A 15,500-nucleotide genomic window follows, 5' to 3' on the forward strand; every position below is an offset into this window, starting at 1 on the left:
AATTGATATCATTGTTTTCACGGATCATCTGAATATCTTCAGAATTCAACAAATCATCGATGAGAGAACTCATCAATACCGTTTTCCCTGCACCAGCATCACCCTTTACTAAAATTAGAACTCCTGTTTCATTTTTACTGATGACGGATGTAATTTTGAGCAATATTTCATTTTTGGCCTTTACTTGTTCATCCGTTAACTTGTGAAATGGAGAGGATTTAAATATCGCTGAATTTCGAATAAAGCTTTCAGCTGGGAATAAATAGTGGTTTTTTCTATTTAGGGTTCTCCAAATCTTTGAAAAAATCTCGTCCAATTCCTCAGAAGTATAGTATTGATTTTGAGGATTCCCTCTTCTATTCTGAACACGTTCAACCTGTTCAACACTTGAAAGATAGAGCATTAATCTATTCTCAATATCCAATGTCAATGATTTATTAAAATGGTTATGCCCAATGACAAACATTTTAGAAGTTTTAGATTGTTCAAATTGTCGCCAATCTTCTCGGTTCTTCTTTATATCATCTGATAAGTGTTGATTTGTTCTTCGAATAATATCTGTTGTTTCTCCAACATACACACTATACTTATTTTTATTCTCATCATTTACGATATATACAGTTGGATAATCAAAAATAAGCTTAGAATGTTTTGGGGCAATCGTTTCTTTTAATTGGTCAAACGTTCGACTTGAATAGTCGATTTCTATAACTACGGGTGATTGAATGTTGCTCATTTTTTCTCCAAGTCCGTATATTTTTTATTGCTACCTTTGCTTAATTCTACAGGGTATTTTTTTGAGTTTATATCAATTTTCTCTTTTATAATTTCTTCTACATCCAGATTCAAATTATCGGCAAGCATTAAGGCATACATAAAAACATCCGCAAGTTCTTCTTTGATTTCTTGTAACGACTTTTCAACTACTTCCTCTGACTGTTTCCACTGAAATAGTTCCAATAATTCACTTGCTTCTAGTGAAATCGAAATAGCTAAATCTTTTTCGTTATGAAACTTTCTCCAGTCACGTTCATCTCTAAATTGATTAATTAAATCGATTAATTCTTTCATCCGTCTATCCTTTTCCTGTACATAATCTCCTATTATTATAGCATGTTTGGGAAAGAAATTAACGCTTTCAAAGCATTTTGTTGGGAATTGGCGCAAAAAAACGAACCTGGTCTGGTCCGTTTTTTCTTAATCTAATTGAATCCCTTTTTCTGCTAGATTGTCTAGGCATTCTTGGAGGTAAGTAGCCTGATGCTCGGGATAGATGGGTGTACTCAAGGCTTCTTCTCCCAGTTCTGGGTAGGCTGGGCAGGTCTTGCCTCGGTAGGTCGACTCCCACCACTCTGGGCTGACCTTGTAGCCACGATCGGTCATCTCCTCCATGATGAGGCGGTGATAGGCATAGAGGCGATAGGGCGAGTAGTCAAAGACATAGTTGACCGTCGCGTGCTTCTTGCCCCAGCCGTTGCCTCGAAGGGCGCAGCATTCCCGATGTTGGCCGAGGAGCTGGGGACGAGGGAGTTTGCGAATCAAGTCTTGGTGCCACAGTCTCATCTATTGACCTCCTAGTAGTGTCGAGTCTTGCAAGTAGCGATTCGGGTAGCGCTCTAGGAGCCTTTGGATTGCCTTGATGAGATCCTCTTGACTAGCTTGCCCATGCTGGTATTTCTCGAGTAGCAGCATGAAATCCGCCTTTTCCTCAGCAGTCGTCTGCTTTTTGAAATAGCCCCAGATATGCTGGAAGGCATTGGAGACCTGGCCACGATTTTCCGGCAAGGCCAGCGCTTGCTGGATCAAGCCTTCGACGTGGCTGACCTCCACCTGGTCTTGCTTGAGGTATTCCCGGATCTCCTTGTAAATGTTGCTGGAATGACTCAGCACCAGGTATTTATTTTTCGCCCATAGGACTTGGCAGTGATGTTTTTGATCCACTCGTGTCTCCTTTTGATCTTCTCTATGAATAGTCCTCCCATTATACCATGGAAATGAGTTAAGTCATAAAAAAAGCGGACCTATTCAGCCCGTTTTTTCTTTCCGCTTTATCTATCAAAGGGAGGCTTTTAACTGTTCTAGACTGAGATTAGAAAATAAAGAGCGAAGGAGCTCAAATCGAATTGAACACGGGCTGCGGATTGTGTCAAAAGCGAAAAATACATTATTACTATATCCAAGACAGAGTAGCTGATTGAATTCTTCTCTCGCCTTTTAGCTTGAAAGAATCCTAATCAGCCTTGTGGGGGCAGGACAACGAAGCAATCCCATACAACAGTGCTTCTGTCCTGCTCCCTATTTTGACTTTATCCGCAGGCGCCCTTTGTATCTTGATTTAGTCATGGTACTTCTTCGAAGTTCGCTGACGTCCGATCTCACCTAAGGAAAGTTTCAAAGACAACGTTATACATAAGTAAAAAGCCTGAGCCAACGCTCAGACCTTTTCGTACTAATCAATTTCAAGACCACCGGTGTAGAGGCGGTAATAAGTCCCGCGTTCTGCCATCAAGGAAGCGTGGTTACCTCGCTCGATGATGCGTCCTTTGTCCATGACCATGATCACATCCGAGTTGACGATGGTTGAGAGACGGTGGGCGATGACAAAGACAGTCCTTCCTGCCATCAGGCGATCCATCCCCTCTTGGACCATCTTCTCTGTCCGTGAGTCGATTGAGGAAGTTGCTTCATCAAGGATCAAGACCGGCGCATTGGCCAAGGCTGCACGCGCGATAGCGATCAGCTGACGTTGACCGTTAGAGAGACCAGCTCCATCATCGTTCAAGACAGTATCGTAGCCTTGGTCCAGATGTTTGACGAAGGAATCCACATTGGCAATGCGGGCTGCTTCCAGGATTTCCTCCCGGGTCGCATCTGATCGACCATAGGCGATATTTTCTGCGATAGTTCCAGTAAAGAGGTGGGTATCCTGCAAGACGATCCCTAGCGAACGACGGAGCGAATCCTTCTCAATCAGCTTCACATCGATCCCATCATAGGTGATAGATCCTGATTGGATATCGTAGAAACGATTGATCAAGTTGGTAATGGTAGTCTTCCCTGCTCCTGTCGCACCGACGAAGGCCACCTTCTGCCCCTTGTCTGCGTAGAGGTTGATATCGTAAAGGATTTGGTTCTTCTCATTGTAGGAGAAGTCTACATTTGTAAAGACGACATTTCCGACCAGTTTGACCAGTTCGTAGTCGCCATTTTCCCGAGGGTGTTTCCAAGCCCAGAGATTGGTCTTCTTATCAGTGATGACCATGCGACCATCGACCTCTTCATAGTTGACCAAGGTGACTTTCCCTTCATCCACTTCGACTTCTTCATCCAAGAGATCAAAGATCCGATCTCCCCCAGCAAGAGCCATGAGGACAAAATTCAACTGTTGCGATACTTGGGTGATAGGTCCGTTGAAGGAACGGTTGAGCTGGAGGAAGGCCATGAGTCCACCAATGGTGAGGCCACTGATACCATTCAAGGCAAAGATCCCTCCGACCAGTGAGGTCAAGACGAAGGAGACATTTCCCAGGTTCCCCAATATAGGCATCAAGACATTGGCATAGCGGTTGGCTTGGTAGGAAGATTCAAAGAGCTGGTCATTGATCCGCTCAAAGGCTTCAATACTTTCTTTTTCATGAACAAAGGCCTTGACCACCTTTTGACCAGACATCATCTCTTCGATAAAGCCGTTTTCAATCCCTAAGTTCTTTTGCTGATCGGCGAAATAGCGACCAGATTTGCCAGAGATATCTTTGATGACATAGGCCATGACTCCGACCATCAAAAGAACGAGAAGGAAAAGAAGAGGGCTGATCATGATCATGCTGACTGCTACCCCGACAATGGTGATAGCAGATTGCAAGAGCTGCGGGATAGACTGCTCGATCGCTTGGCGAAGAGCATCGATGTCATTGGTGTAGATAGACATAATATCCCCGTGTTGGTGGGTATCGAAGTACTTGACAGGGAGCTTTTGCATGCGGGCAAAGAGCTGGTTCCGTAGCGAGCGCAGCGTATCCTGAGAGACTGTCGCCATAATGAGGGAGAAACCATAGTTGGCCAGAACTCCCAAGATACCGACTACTGCCAGCGTCATCAAGAAGCTGAGGAGAGGCCCAAAATCCTTGCTTCCACTATCCAACATGGGTTGGATGTATTGGTCCACCAAGGCCCTAATAGAGGAGGTAATATAGACCGTAGAGAGGGAGGCTGCCACAATGAGGACAGCCACTAAGAGAAGGACGAATTTATACTGTTTCCACATATAGTCTAGCAAGCGTACCAGAGAGCCCCAGCCAGCTTTTTTCTTATTCTTCATCTGCTTGTCCTCCTTTCCCTTGGGTTTGCATATCATAAACTTCACGGTAGATGGCATTGGTCTCGAGCAGTTCTTGGTGAGTACCGATGGCATCAATCTTCCCATCATTCATGACCACGATCCGGTCTGCATCTTGGATAGAAGAGATCCGTTGGCCAATAATGATCTTGGTCGTGTCCTTGAGACTAGATGCCAGTCCTTGACGGATCAGGCTATCCGTCTTGGTATCCACAGCTGAGGTCGAATCATCCAAGATCAAAATCTTTGGATTCATTAAGAGAGCGCGGGCGATACAGAGACGTTGGCGCTGACCACCTGAGACATTGGCTCCACCACGTTCGATCATGGTATCATAGCCATCCTTAAAGTTTTGGATAAATTCATCTGCCTGAGCGATCTTACAAGCTTCCACGATTTCTTCATCCGTTGCGTCCTTATTACCCCAGCGCATATTTTCCTTGATGGTACCAGAGAAGAGGACATTGGTCTGAAGCACCATAGCAACTTGCTTGCGCAAATGGTCTAGATCATAGTTTCGCACATCCTGACCAGATACCTTGACACTACCAGACTCTACATCATAGAGACGAGGGATGAGCTGGACCAGACTAGACTTACCAGAACCAGTCCCCCCAAGGATTCCGATGACTTCACCCGAGCGAATGCTAAGGTTGATATCGGACAAGACATGAGCCTTGTCGCCATTTTCGTCTGTGTAGGCAAAGTCCACATGGTCGAAGGTGATAGATCCATCTGCTACTTCTGTCAGACCATTCTCAGGAGAGACGATGGTTGACTCTGTCCCAAGCACTTCATTGATCCGCTCCACAGATGCCATAGAGATCGAGAGCATGACGAAGATCATCATAAACATCATGAGAGACATGAGGATGGTCATGACGTAGGCAAACATAGAGGTCAGCTCACCTGTCGTAAAGCTGCCAGCCACGATGAGTTGCGCCCCGATCCAAGAGATCAAGATAAAGGATGCATACAAGGACAGCATCATAGCTGGACTACTCAAGATCACGATGCGAATGGCCTTCATGAACATGTTGTAAATCAAACGAGAAGCCTTCTTAAACTTAACCGTCTCTTCTTCTTCCTTGACATAAGACTTGACCACACGCATGTTGGTAATATTTTCCTGGATGCTGTTGTTCAAGTTATCATAGGCTTCAAAGACCTTGGTAAAGAGTGGATAGACAATCTTCGTAATCACCCCCAAGACCAGCCCCAAAAAGAGAGTAATCCCGACAAAGATCATAGCCATCTGCGGATTGATCAAATAGCTAGCAACAATAGCAAAAATCAAGTTGAGCGGCGCCCGGACACAGATCCGGATGACCATCTGATAGGAGTTCTGCACATTGGTCACGTCCGTCATCATGCGGGTTACTAGACCACCTGAGGAGAAGCTATCGATGTTTTCAAAGGAGAAGGTTTGGATCTTTTTGAAGATCGCCTTCCGTAGATTCTTAGCAAATCCGGCTGATGCAAAAGCTCCGTAGCGGGCCGACTGCATCCCACAGAAAAGAGAGAGAAAGGCGAAGACCAACATGAGGAGACCATAAGTGAGAACAGTGGTCATATCCCCCTTCTGAACCCCTTTGTCCAGAAGCGTCGCCATGATAAAGGGAATAGAAATCTCAAACATGACCTCAAACACCATATAGAGTGAGGCTAGAATTGAGGGTTTCTTGTATTCCTTGATTTCAGCAATCAATGACTGAAGCATAGATACCTCCTAAAATACTAGTTAGTACAGTTTTCGTTAGCATGATGTCCATTCCCAACAAAGAAAAAATCATTTGAAGAGATCGGCCATCTCTGCATGCGAAAGCTATAGAAAGAGAAAGCGCCCTGACAGCGTGACTGTAGGGACGACTTTCGTTATTTGTAATAGTTATTATAGCTTAACAATGGATAAAAATCAAACTTTTAGTCAGTCCTTACCAAATAGACTGACATTCTTCTGGAGACAAGTTCCTACTCTTCACTGGTACTGAGAGACACCAAGCTCAGGAAGCGATCAAAGTAGGTCTTATTCTTCTTCAAGTTTTTCTTCAGGCTTTGCGCCTCTGTCAATTCATCCGTGATGATCCCATCAATGGGCCGTTGAAGGTAGGCCGTTAACTTTTGCTCATCATTGATGGTCCAGACATAGAGCTCTTTTTTCATCTCATGGGCCTGGGTTACCAAATCCTCCTGATAAGAAAAGTCTTCAATCGCAAAGAAATCAACTGAGGTGTTTTTAAATTGTCCAAACTGAATCGGAATGACATAGCCGGTCTTAATCTCCGGAGCTTTCTTCTCCACCTTTTCCATCACCGACAGATCCAAGGACATGGTTGGATAGTCCTTTTCAACTCCCAACTCCTTCATCTTTTGGACGAAGAGGTCCACGTAATTTTCTGGTTCTGCACCATGAGGTTTGAGCTCGACCAAGAGGGGCATCTTCAGCTCCTTGGCCCGGGTGACAAACTCCTCAAAGGAGGGGATATGACTGGTATGACCATCCTGTTGGATCTTCAATCCCTGCACCTCAGCCAGGGTCATATCTTTGACATCCTTGTCCACTCCAGCCAAGCGTTTGAGATTGTAATCATGCATGATGACGAATTGATGGTCCTTGGTCAAGAGGATATCCATCTCGACATAGGAAGCCTTCTCCTTGGCAGCTGCCTCGAGTGCTTCGAGGGAATTTTCTACACCCTTGGCCACATAGCCACGATGGGCTACGATTTTTACCTGGTCATTGACCTCTAAGGTCGCTAAGTCAAATGCTGCCATCCCTGACTGAGCCAGGAGGAAAAGAAAGGTCAGGACAAAGAGCCCCTTCATCTTGCGTGAACCTCGAGTCTTGATGACCGAGCGACTCGGAGCCTCCCAGCCATTGTCTAGGATGATTCCCAAGGTTCCCAGTTTTGACATGACAGAAAAGAGGAAAATGTAGAGGCGAATTAAGACCAGAAAGATGGTCTGCACCCAGATATGCTGGCCCGTTTTGTCCAGCTGACTAGACGCAAAGACCAGGCCAAGGATCAAGAGAATGCCCGTTACAGAGAGGATAAACTCAAAGGAGAAGATTCGCAGGATAAGGCGAATCCCACCTTTTTTAGTCATCTCCCAGCTCTTACGCATGGCAGCCCCAAAAGGCAACTCTTCAATCACGATATTGGGTACCGTATAGATGAGACGCAGATTGAGATAGATCAAAAGTAGTTGGACTATGAAGAGACCGATAGCCCCAGCGGTCGTCTTGGAAAACTCCCCTGTGATAAAGTTCGGAATATAGAGACCGTCCGTCAGAGTGGAACCAATGAAGAGCCCCGCTACAGGCAGAGTCAGAACCATATAAAAAAGAAAATGCAACAGATTCCAACCGCTAAAATCCTTTAAGCGACCAAAAGACTGGCGAAAGACCTTTTTAAAAGACAGGTGCTGATCCGTACGAGACAGATAGATCAGGGCGATCATGGTCCGCATCTCCAGCATAAAGAGAAAGGCGAAGACGATGGCAAAGAGGATCAAAGCCACTAGACTCAATGGATTGGTCAAGGTCGTGAGGATATTGTTCTTGTCAATGTTGGACGCACCCGATAAGAGGAGGGCCAGTTGAAAGACCCAACTCAAGGCCGCAGCCCCAATACCAACCACAAACTGCAAGAGGATCCCCACAGAGATAAAGGACCATTTGTTGCGCCAGATTAAGTAAAAGGCCCCCTTCAGGTCCTGCCAGTAGCTCCGTTTCATGATGTCTCTCTTTCATTTCTTTTATTCCCCTAGAATAGCGGAAAAGCCTCTCCCTGTCAATGATTCTACAAGAAAAAGGCTGGGACAAAAGTCCTAGCCTCTCAATTATTTTTTGATTGTCGAGCAAGACGCAGTGGTTGAGTGGGCTCTACTACGCTGATTTCATCAGCTTTTACAGCCCTACTCAACTGTGCTAGGTGGGACGACGAAATCGAATTCTAACGAATTACCGATTTCTGTCCCACTCTCTTTTCTATTTATTCAGCTAAGAGCACTTCTTTAATCGTTTGTTTTTGGAGTTTTCTGTTGGATAGATAAAAGAGGCTTTCGTAAACTACTGCAAAACCGAGCAAGGTCCAAAAGCACACATTCCCATCAAAGTGATGCTCAATCTTTTCAGGAACCGTATCTTTGATCACACCGATCAAGATTTCCATGATGCCATATTGATAAGCTGTCCCAAGAACAAATCCTAAATAAGCCCAAAAACGATAGGGAGCGAGAATATGACTTTGGCATTCACGATTGGTGTAGCCAAAAGCCTTCATAAGAGCCAAGGTTTCGCGGCTTTCTGAGACCACAATCCCCAATGACAAAAAGAGAATCGAGAAAGAAAGGATCAAGCCAATCATAATCATCATGGTTTGGATGATGTCATCTGTATAATCTCTTAAGCCAAAGGACAATTGAACCATGGCCGCAAAACACATGGAGCCAAAGACCACAAAAAACAAGATCGATTTTCTCCCCCAAATCAGAGATGAGGACAGCTCTTTTAGGAAGTCTTTGTCTTTCTTGGGAGCCTTCTTTCTCCTTTTGACCTTGATAGGACTTGGGGATTTTTTCAATAAGCGAAGTGCCGGCGTTTGGAGTTGTCTTCTAGCATAACCAATCGCGAGAAGCATAAAAAATGCTGTTGGAAGAATCACCAAAGCAAGCAAGAGCTGCCAGTGAAAATGAATGGTGATTTCTGGCAAAATCCCCTTCTCATTGCGGAAGTCATAAAAATGTCCCATCATGAGAAATGAAGCGAAATAGCCAATAAGCGCTCCAGCTCCAAAACTAAGTCCAAAGGCCCAAAATCGTTTAGCCAACTGACCATTGCTATAGCCCAAAGCCTTTAAAATCCCTAATTGTTCCTTGTGGTCATCGACAAATTGTTTGATATAAAAACACATGAGAAGGACCGACGTCAAAGACAAGACGACCCCACTGACCATGGCTACCATCCAGGAAAGCGAAACCTGGGCATCATAGTAGGTCTGCATCATGGGATTGGTTTTCGAAATCTCTAACTGTTCGATATCCAGGTAAAAATTCAAGAAGAGATTAGCCACAAAGACCGCACAAGCCCCAATGATACTGACGACAACTAATTTTCGAATATCTTTTACTGAAAACATGGCTTACCATCCAATCTCATAAGCAGTCTGAGGCTGATCATTGGTCACAACTTCGGTAATCTTGCCACTATTGACACGAATGATGGTTCTTGCCATATCCGCAATATTTTGGTTGTGCGTCACCATGATGAGGGTAAAGCCCAGTTTTTCCTTCAGTTTCCAGATATAGTCGAGAATCTTGCGCCCTGTTTCTTCATCCAGGGCTCCCGTCGGCTCATCTAAGAAGAGAATCTCTGGCCTTTTGGCCAAGGCCCGAGCAATGGAGACTCTCTGCTGTTCCCCACCAGACAATTCACTCGGATACTTGTCCAGCTTATCGCCAAGCCCCAAATCCTCGATGATCTGCAAAAAATCATGATTGTTTGCCAGGTCAGCTCCCATCTTTACATTTTGTCTAACCGTTAGATTCGGCAATAGATAATACTGCTGGAAAATAAAGGCAATCTTCTCCCGTCTAAAGGCTGTCAATTGAGCATCTGTGAGTTGTGATAAATCTTGTCCTTGAATGAGGATATGCCCTTCGTCTACCTTTTCTAAGCCTGATAACACATTTAAGAGAGTTGATTTCCCCGATCCAGAAGGGCCGAGGATAACCACATCATCCTGGTCTTGAATCTGCAAATCAATCTCCTTTAAAACCTTGGTTTGGCCGTAACTTTTGTGCACATTTTCTAGTTGAATCATTTCTTTCCTACCATTTCTTTGATGAGAGATTGACAAACCTCTGTCAGTAATCCAATCACTTCTTCCATGCCGAACTGGTAAATACCAGAAGCAACCATAGAGGCCATCCCGTGTGAGTAGATAAATAGATGCTGGTACAAGCGACTAGCCTCCTCTACAGTCAAAGGATAGTCTGCGACAATCGAATCCAGAACCAATTGGTAACTATGATCCTTCATGGGAAGAAAATCTTGAAAGCGACGAATCGGATCTTTGCTAGGATTTTGGAAAAGCAATTGAAAGAGTTGGGGTTCTTTTGAGGCGAAAAGGATATAAGCAACCCCGACAGATCGGAAAGGTTTCTCATCTTCTAAGGCCTTGCGAATATACTCCACCACGACCATCTCCGCAGCACCAATAACCTCTGCTTGTAACTCAGCCATATTAGCAAATTGCCCAAAAATGACTCTCGGTGTGGCTCCCAGTTTCTCCGCTAATGCTCGAGCAGTTAAACTAGCCATTCCCTCTTCTCTCACCAATTGTAAAGCTGTCCCAATGATAGCCTCTTTACTAAATTTAACCTTGGGTGGCATAAGACTCCTTTCGCGCAACATTCGTTGCGCAACACTTGTTGCATAAAGATTACCATAAAAAAGAAAGACTTGTCAAGAAAAAACTGAAAACCACAAAAAAACCAGACCACCGATAAGAGTGGAATCTGGTTTACTAACAAGATTCTAAGGCAAATCATTTCCCGCCGCCAAGTAGATTTGATACCATTCCTTGCGAGTTAGGGTGACTGTTGCTGCTTTTCCTGCTTCAAGGACATGCTGGGGCTTGGTCGTTCCGATGACGGACTGCATCTTACCCGGATAGCGGAGGACCCAGGCAAGGGCGATAGCTGTCGGTGTGACCTGGTATTTTTTCGCCAAATCATTGAGGACGTGATTGAGAGCCGCAAACTCTTCTTTACCGACAAAATTCCCCTTGAAATAGCCATGCTGGAGAACAGACCAGGCCTGAATCACCGTATCGGTTAAGCGGCAATACTCAAAGACACTGCCATCTCGCACGGCTGCTTTAGGCCCTTCCATGTTGACATGAAAACCAGCTTCAAAGCTCGGTGTAAAGGCAGCACTCAACTGCAACTGGTTGATCTTGAGAGGCTGTTGGACAGCCGTTTTGAGCAATTCCATCATCATAGGGTTTTGATTGGACACCCCAAAATGGCGGACCTTGCCCGCTTGCTCCAAGTGATCAAAAGCTGCCGCCACTTCTTCCGGCTCCATGAGGGCATCCGGTCGGTGAAGGAGGAGACTATCTAAGCGCTCGATCTGCAAACGCTCGAGAATGCCATTGATGGAGTCCAAAATATAGTCCTTGGAAAAATCAAAATAGGTAAAGCCGTCTTTGCGAATCCCACACTTGGACTGGATCCACATCTGGTCCCGAAGATCCGGACGACGCTTGAGAACCTTACCCAGCAGGATCTCACACTGGCCATCGCCATAGATATCCGCCAGATCAAAGGTGTTGATCCCAATCGACAAAGCTGCCTCCACCAAGGCCTCCACCTCATCTTCACTCATCTGACTGATCCTCATCATCCCAAGGACAATCGTGGACAGACGCTCATTTTCAGCAAACTCAATATAGTTCATGTCCGCCTCCTTTTCATTCTTCTTTCATTATAATGTAAAGAAGATCAAACAGCAATGATTTCACAAAGTAAAACACCTCCAGTATCCACTGAAGGTGTCTCTTTTAACGATAGCTCAAGGCTTTTTTAACAGTCTTGACTAAACCTAGGTCATCTGTTTGTAAGATAAGGCTTGAATAGATTTTTCCAATGATCATGGTGCCGAGGAGCGTGAAGGCCAAGGCAATTCCGAATGATCCCCATGATTCAAGTCCACTTGCATAGCCATTGATGGTACGGAATGGCATGAAGAAGGTTGAAATGAATGGAATGTATGATCCAATCTTCAACAGAAGGACATCACCTGCGCTACCTAAGGTAGTTACTCCAAAGAAGCTAAAGAACACTAACATCATCAGTGGCGAAATCGCTTTTCCTGTATCTTCTGGACGAGCAACTGTTGAACCTAGGAAAGCTGAAAGAACCACGTACATGAAGATTCCAAGAATGATCAAGAATAAGGTATTCAAGGAAATGGATTGTCCAATATGTTGGGTGATAGGAGAGTCTGGAGATAAGATATCTTTCACAAGAGGAATGGAGTCTCTAAAAATCCAAACGCCTCCCAATCCGACTGCATAGATACCAATATGAGTACAAATGACTCCGAAAAGACCAATCATGCGAGCATAGAAATAGTGAGTTGCGCGAATGCTTGAGAAGACCACTTCCATAATCTTGGTCCCTTTTTCACTGGCTACCTCTTGAGCAGTGATACCTGAATAAAACATCAGAATCATGTAGATAAGAAAACCGATTCCTCCAGCTACCACGGTCTGCACCATTTTCAGCCCTTCTTTCTTCTCATCAATTTTTTCAATCAATGAGACCTGTTGCGAAAGGGCTGCTAACTGCTCTTGGCTTAAATCCGCTTTAGAAACATTGAGCATTTGTTGGACCTGACTCAATTTAGCCATAAGGATTGCTTTGAAACCTGGCTTCATGGCATCCTCACTCTGGTAGCGAGCCTCTAGCTGGCCATCCTTTTCTTCAACTGTGAGGATTCCCTTGATTTCTTCCTCTTTCATGGCCTTTTTAGCTGCTGCTTCGTCCTTATAGTCAAAGGTCAAGCCATCGGTCCCTTTCAAGACTTCCTTGACAGGAGCTTGATCTGTAATCAAGGCGATGTTGCTTTTCGCAGATGTAGAAGATCCGACGAAATAGTTCACTCCAATCGTCAATCCGAAGAAGAGAAAGGGAGTAAGCACCATCAGTAAAAAGCTCCATGATTTCACTTGGCGTAAATAAGTTTCTTTGATAACAATCAGCATCTGTTTCATACTTCTACTCCTGATTCTAGTTTAAAGATTTCATCAATGGTTGGGGCTTGTTGGTCAAAGGTTGCTAGATAGCGACCCTTGGTCAACTGATCAAAGAGGTCCGGACCTGCTGTTTCATCATCCAATACCAACTTCCACAGGCCTTGCTTGGTCATGGTCACCTTGGTCACGTGAGGCAGCACTTCCAACTCCTCTTTACTGAAGTCATTGGATACGAAGAGACGAGTCTTCCCGAAGCTATTGCGAACTTCTTGTACGGGACCTGAAAGAATCACAGATCCATCACGAATCATAACCAACTCATCACAGAGTTCTTCCACATTGGTCATGACGTGGTCAGAGAAGATAATGGTGGCACCGCGTTCTTTTTCTTCAAAAATGACCTGCTTAAGCACTTCTGTATTGACAGGATCCAGTCCGCTAAAAGGCTCATCCAGGATGATCAATTTTGGCTCATGGATCATGGTAATGATCAATTGAACCTTTTGCTGATTCCCTTTTGAGAGGCTCTTGATCTTATCGGTTAATTTTCCTTTTACTTGGAGCTTTTCCATCCAGATTGGAAGTTTCTCCTTGACCTCAGCAGTTGACATTCCTTTGAGATTAGCAAGGTAACGGACTTGCTCATAGATGGTTAACTTAGGCATAAGGCTTCGCTCTTCTGGCAGGTAGCCAATTTCCTTATAGGTTTCTTGACTGATTGCTTGGCCATCCAATTGGATATCACCGCTGTAGTCAAGGAAGCGGAGGATACTATGAAAGATAGTGGTCTTCCCAGCTCCGTTCTTCCCGATCAAACCTAAGATGGATCCTTTTTTCGCAGTCAAGTCAATGCCGAACAAGACTTGCTTCTTGCCAAAACTCTTTTCTAAATTTCTAATTTCTAACATGAATGACTCCTTTACTCTTTATAATAACGTTTGGTAATCTTGTATTGAGAGACCAAGATATAGACATAAATTAGTGATACAACTACTAATGCTAACAAGATATCTGCCTGGAAAGCAATGCCAACTAAGAATATCGCCATTAAGGAAATCGGTAAGACATAATTGCTTAACTTGAAGACAATATCGTAATTCTCCTCGTAGCAAATTTGTTTCTCTGCCTCATCTATCATGCTCATTATTAGTTCACGGACTTCTGCCCCACTAGCATTGCGTGGGATTGCTTTTCCATAAATCTGTTTGAAGGTTTTTCGAAACTGATGTTCTAGCCCAAAAGTAAGAAGGAACAAAGCAAGAAAAATAAGCGGGATGGTGTATTTCCCAAAAGCACCTGTTAGTTTTTCTTCATAGACTAGTTTTTGGCAAGAGAAGAAAATCACTAATAGATAGGGAACAATCATGACGCCTTTGAACATCGTAGCCAAGTCATAGATTCTTCTCGTTTGGCTTTCATAACGGTAGGCTTCGTCTTCATCTTCTGTCTCCTCCATCATTTGATAAGACTGGCGAGACGACAATAGATAAGTAGACGCAATTCCGAAGATCACCAGATATAAAATGATTGACCCAATATAGAGCATATCTCGATCAAATAGCTTTTGGAATTCAATAGGATGGTCTGAACCAAAATAACCTGTCAAAAAACCAATGATTAATCCTGATAGGACCATGGCCATGTTTCTCCAAAAACGAAAACGGGCTGACCTTTCTTTTAACTTCTTTTTCACTTTTATTCCTCTCCCTCTACTAGACTAAAGACATTCTCCACCGGTTCCTTGAAAATCTGGGCGATGGTGATGGCAATAATAACCGAGGGGGTGTATTCCCCCCGCTCCAAGAGACTGATGGACTGGCGCGAGACTCCTGCTAGCTTGGCTAGCTCGGATTGGTTGAGGCCATCACGCGCCCTCAGCTCTTTCAGTCGATTTTTTAAGATCATGGCTTTCGCCCCCTTATAGTTGAATACCTTGAATATCTTCGATGCGGACTAATTTGGTTTCCCTCTGTTGTTTATGATTCACACGAGTCAGTTTGACCCAATCTTCGTCGATATCCAAAATTTCATACTCGAATCCAACACCACTCACTAAAACAGTGGCCGTTTGGCCTTTCAATTCTTCTAAAATTCTAGACATGTCTTGATTTCCTTTCACTTGTTTTTCTAATCGTCTAATGCGTTTGTTCAACCTTTTATTCTTCTTTTCTGAGCTCGCATAAACCATAATCAGAAAAGGGATAAAAAGAATCCATATGGCTCCCATAAGAAACCTCCCCTTCTTTCAACTAAAATCATTGTAACACTTCTTTTTCTTTTTGACAAGTGTATTTGTCAAAAAAATAAAAATATTTGTCAAAAATAGAAGGATGGTTGACATAGATATTTTGAGTACTTAAAGGAATTTCTTTATTTTTATAGGGTTTCAAGGCCTATAA

At 44.0% G+C, this 15,500-nt stretch carries 16 protein-coding genes; all 16 read right to left on the bottom strand.

Going from position 1 to position 15,500, the window contains the following annotated elements:
• Positions 1-736 (bottom strand): GIY-YIG nuclease family protein (locus AC3E8G_RS06305; protein ID WP_490677285.1); only part of this gene is annotated, 736 nt, incomplete at its 3' end.
• Positions 733-1,071 carry a nucleotide pyrophosphohydrolase gene (locus tag AC3E8G_RS06310; protein WP_154857768.1) on the bottom strand — a complete coding sequence of 113 codons (339 nt, stop codon included), beginning with the start codon at positions 1,069-1,071 and terminating at the stop codon, positions 733-735. The genes AC3E8G_RS06310 and AC3E8G_RS06305, both read right to left, overlap by 4 nt.
• A gap of 126 nt (positions 1,072-1,197) precedes the next feature.
• On the bottom strand, positions 1,198-1,563 hold the full coding sequence (locus tag AC3E8G_RS06315; RefSeq protein WP_490677286.1) for a TIGR02328 family protein: 366 nt from the start codon (positions 1,561-1,563) through the stop codon (positions 1,198-1,200).
• Positions 1,564-1,941: a YbgA family protein gene (locus AC3E8G_RS06320; RefSeq protein ID WP_287515007.1), complete on the bottom strand. Its 378-nt coding sequence runs from the start codon at positions 1,939-1,941 to the stop codon at positions 1,564-1,566. It lies immediately after the preceding gene.
• Between the two features lie 508 nt (positions 1,942-2,449).
• Positions 2,450-4,318, bottom strand: a complete 1,869-nt coding sequence (locus tag AC3E8G_RS06325) for an ABC transporter ATP-binding protein (RefSeq protein ID WP_490677288.1) — start codon at positions 4,316-4,318, stop codon at positions 2,450-2,452.
• A complete protein-coding gene (locus AC3E8G_RS06330; protein ID WP_414279469.1) occupies positions 4,308-6,056 on the bottom strand; it encodes an ABC transporter ATP-binding protein in 1,749 nt (582 codons plus the stop codon). The genes AC3E8G_RS06325 and AC3E8G_RS06330 overlap by 11 nt, the downstream gene beginning before the upstream one ends.
• Before the next feature lie 251 nt (positions 6,057-6,307).
• Positions 6,308-8,074 carry a glycerophosphodiester phosphodiesterase gene (locus AC3E8G_RS06335; RefSeq protein WP_287515000.1) on the bottom strand — a complete coding sequence of 589 codons (1,767 nt, stop codon included), beginning with the start codon at positions 8,072-8,074 and terminating at the stop codon, positions 6,308-6,310.
• Between the two features lie 257 nt (positions 8,075-8,331).
• A complete protein-coding gene (locus tag AC3E8G_RS06340) occupies positions 8,332-9,477 on the bottom strand; it encodes an FtsX-like permease family protein (RefSeq protein WP_287514997.1) in 1,146 nt (381 codons plus the stop codon).
• Between the two features lie 3 nt (positions 9,478-9,480).
• Positions 9,481-10,161, bottom strand: a complete 681-nt coding sequence (locus AC3E8G_RS06345; RefSeq protein ID WP_048691050.1) for an ABC transporter ATP-binding protein — start codon at positions 10,159-10,161, stop codon at positions 9,481-9,483.
• Complete coding sequence (locus tag AC3E8G_RS06350) at positions 10,158-10,733, bottom strand: TetR/AcrR family transcriptional regulator (protein ID WP_003002793.1); 576 nt, start codon at positions 10,731-10,733, stop codon at positions 10,158-10,160. The genes AC3E8G_RS06345 and AC3E8G_RS06350 overlap by 4 nt, the downstream gene beginning before the upstream one ends.
• Positions 10,734-10,877: 144 nt before the next feature.
• The gene (locus AC3E8G_RS06355; RefSeq protein WP_048714886.1) at positions 10,878-11,801 is read right to left on the bottom strand and encodes an aldo/keto reductase; all 924 of its coding nucleotides are present in this window, start codon (positions 11,799-11,801) and stop codon (positions 10,878-10,880) included.
• 103 nt (positions 11,802-11,904) lie between these two features.
• Positions 11,905-13,119, bottom strand: coding sequence for an ABC transporter permease (locus AC3E8G_RS06360; RefSeq protein ID WP_048691046.1), 1,215 nt, complete (start codon positions 13,117-13,119; stop codon positions 11,905-11,907).
• The gene (locus AC3E8G_RS06365) at positions 13,116-14,009 is read right to left on the bottom strand and encodes an ABC transporter ATP-binding protein (RefSeq protein ID WP_013903836.1); all 894 of its coding nucleotides are present in this window, start codon (positions 14,007-14,009) and stop codon (positions 13,116-13,118) included. Before AC3E8G_RS06365 ends, AC3E8G_RS06360 begins: the two co-directional genes overlap by 4 nt.
• 11 nt (positions 14,010-14,020) lie before the next feature.
• Positions 14,021-14,794: a DUF3169 family protein gene (locus AC3E8G_RS06370; RefSeq protein WP_490677289.1), complete on the bottom strand. Its 774-nt coding sequence runs from the start codon at positions 14,792-14,794 to the stop codon at positions 14,021-14,023.
• Positions 14,795-14,796: 2 nt separating this feature from the next.
• The gene (locus AC3E8G_RS06375) at positions 14,797-15,006 is read right to left on the bottom strand and encodes a helix-turn-helix transcriptional regulator (RefSeq protein WP_003002675.1); all 210 of its coding nucleotides are present in this window, start codon (positions 15,004-15,006) and stop codon (positions 14,797-14,799) included.
• A 13-nt stretch (positions 15,007-15,019) separates the two neighbouring features.
• Positions 15,020-15,328 (bottom strand): hypothetical protein, encoded by a 309-nt coding sequence (locus AC3E8G_RS06380; protein WP_048691039.1) that lies wholly within the window; start codon positions 15,326-15,328, stop codon positions 15,020-15,022.
• Positions 15,329-15,500 lie beyond the last annotated feature (172 nt).

The organism is Streptococcus sp. SCPM-O-B-15294 (M123), assembly GCF_058200455.1.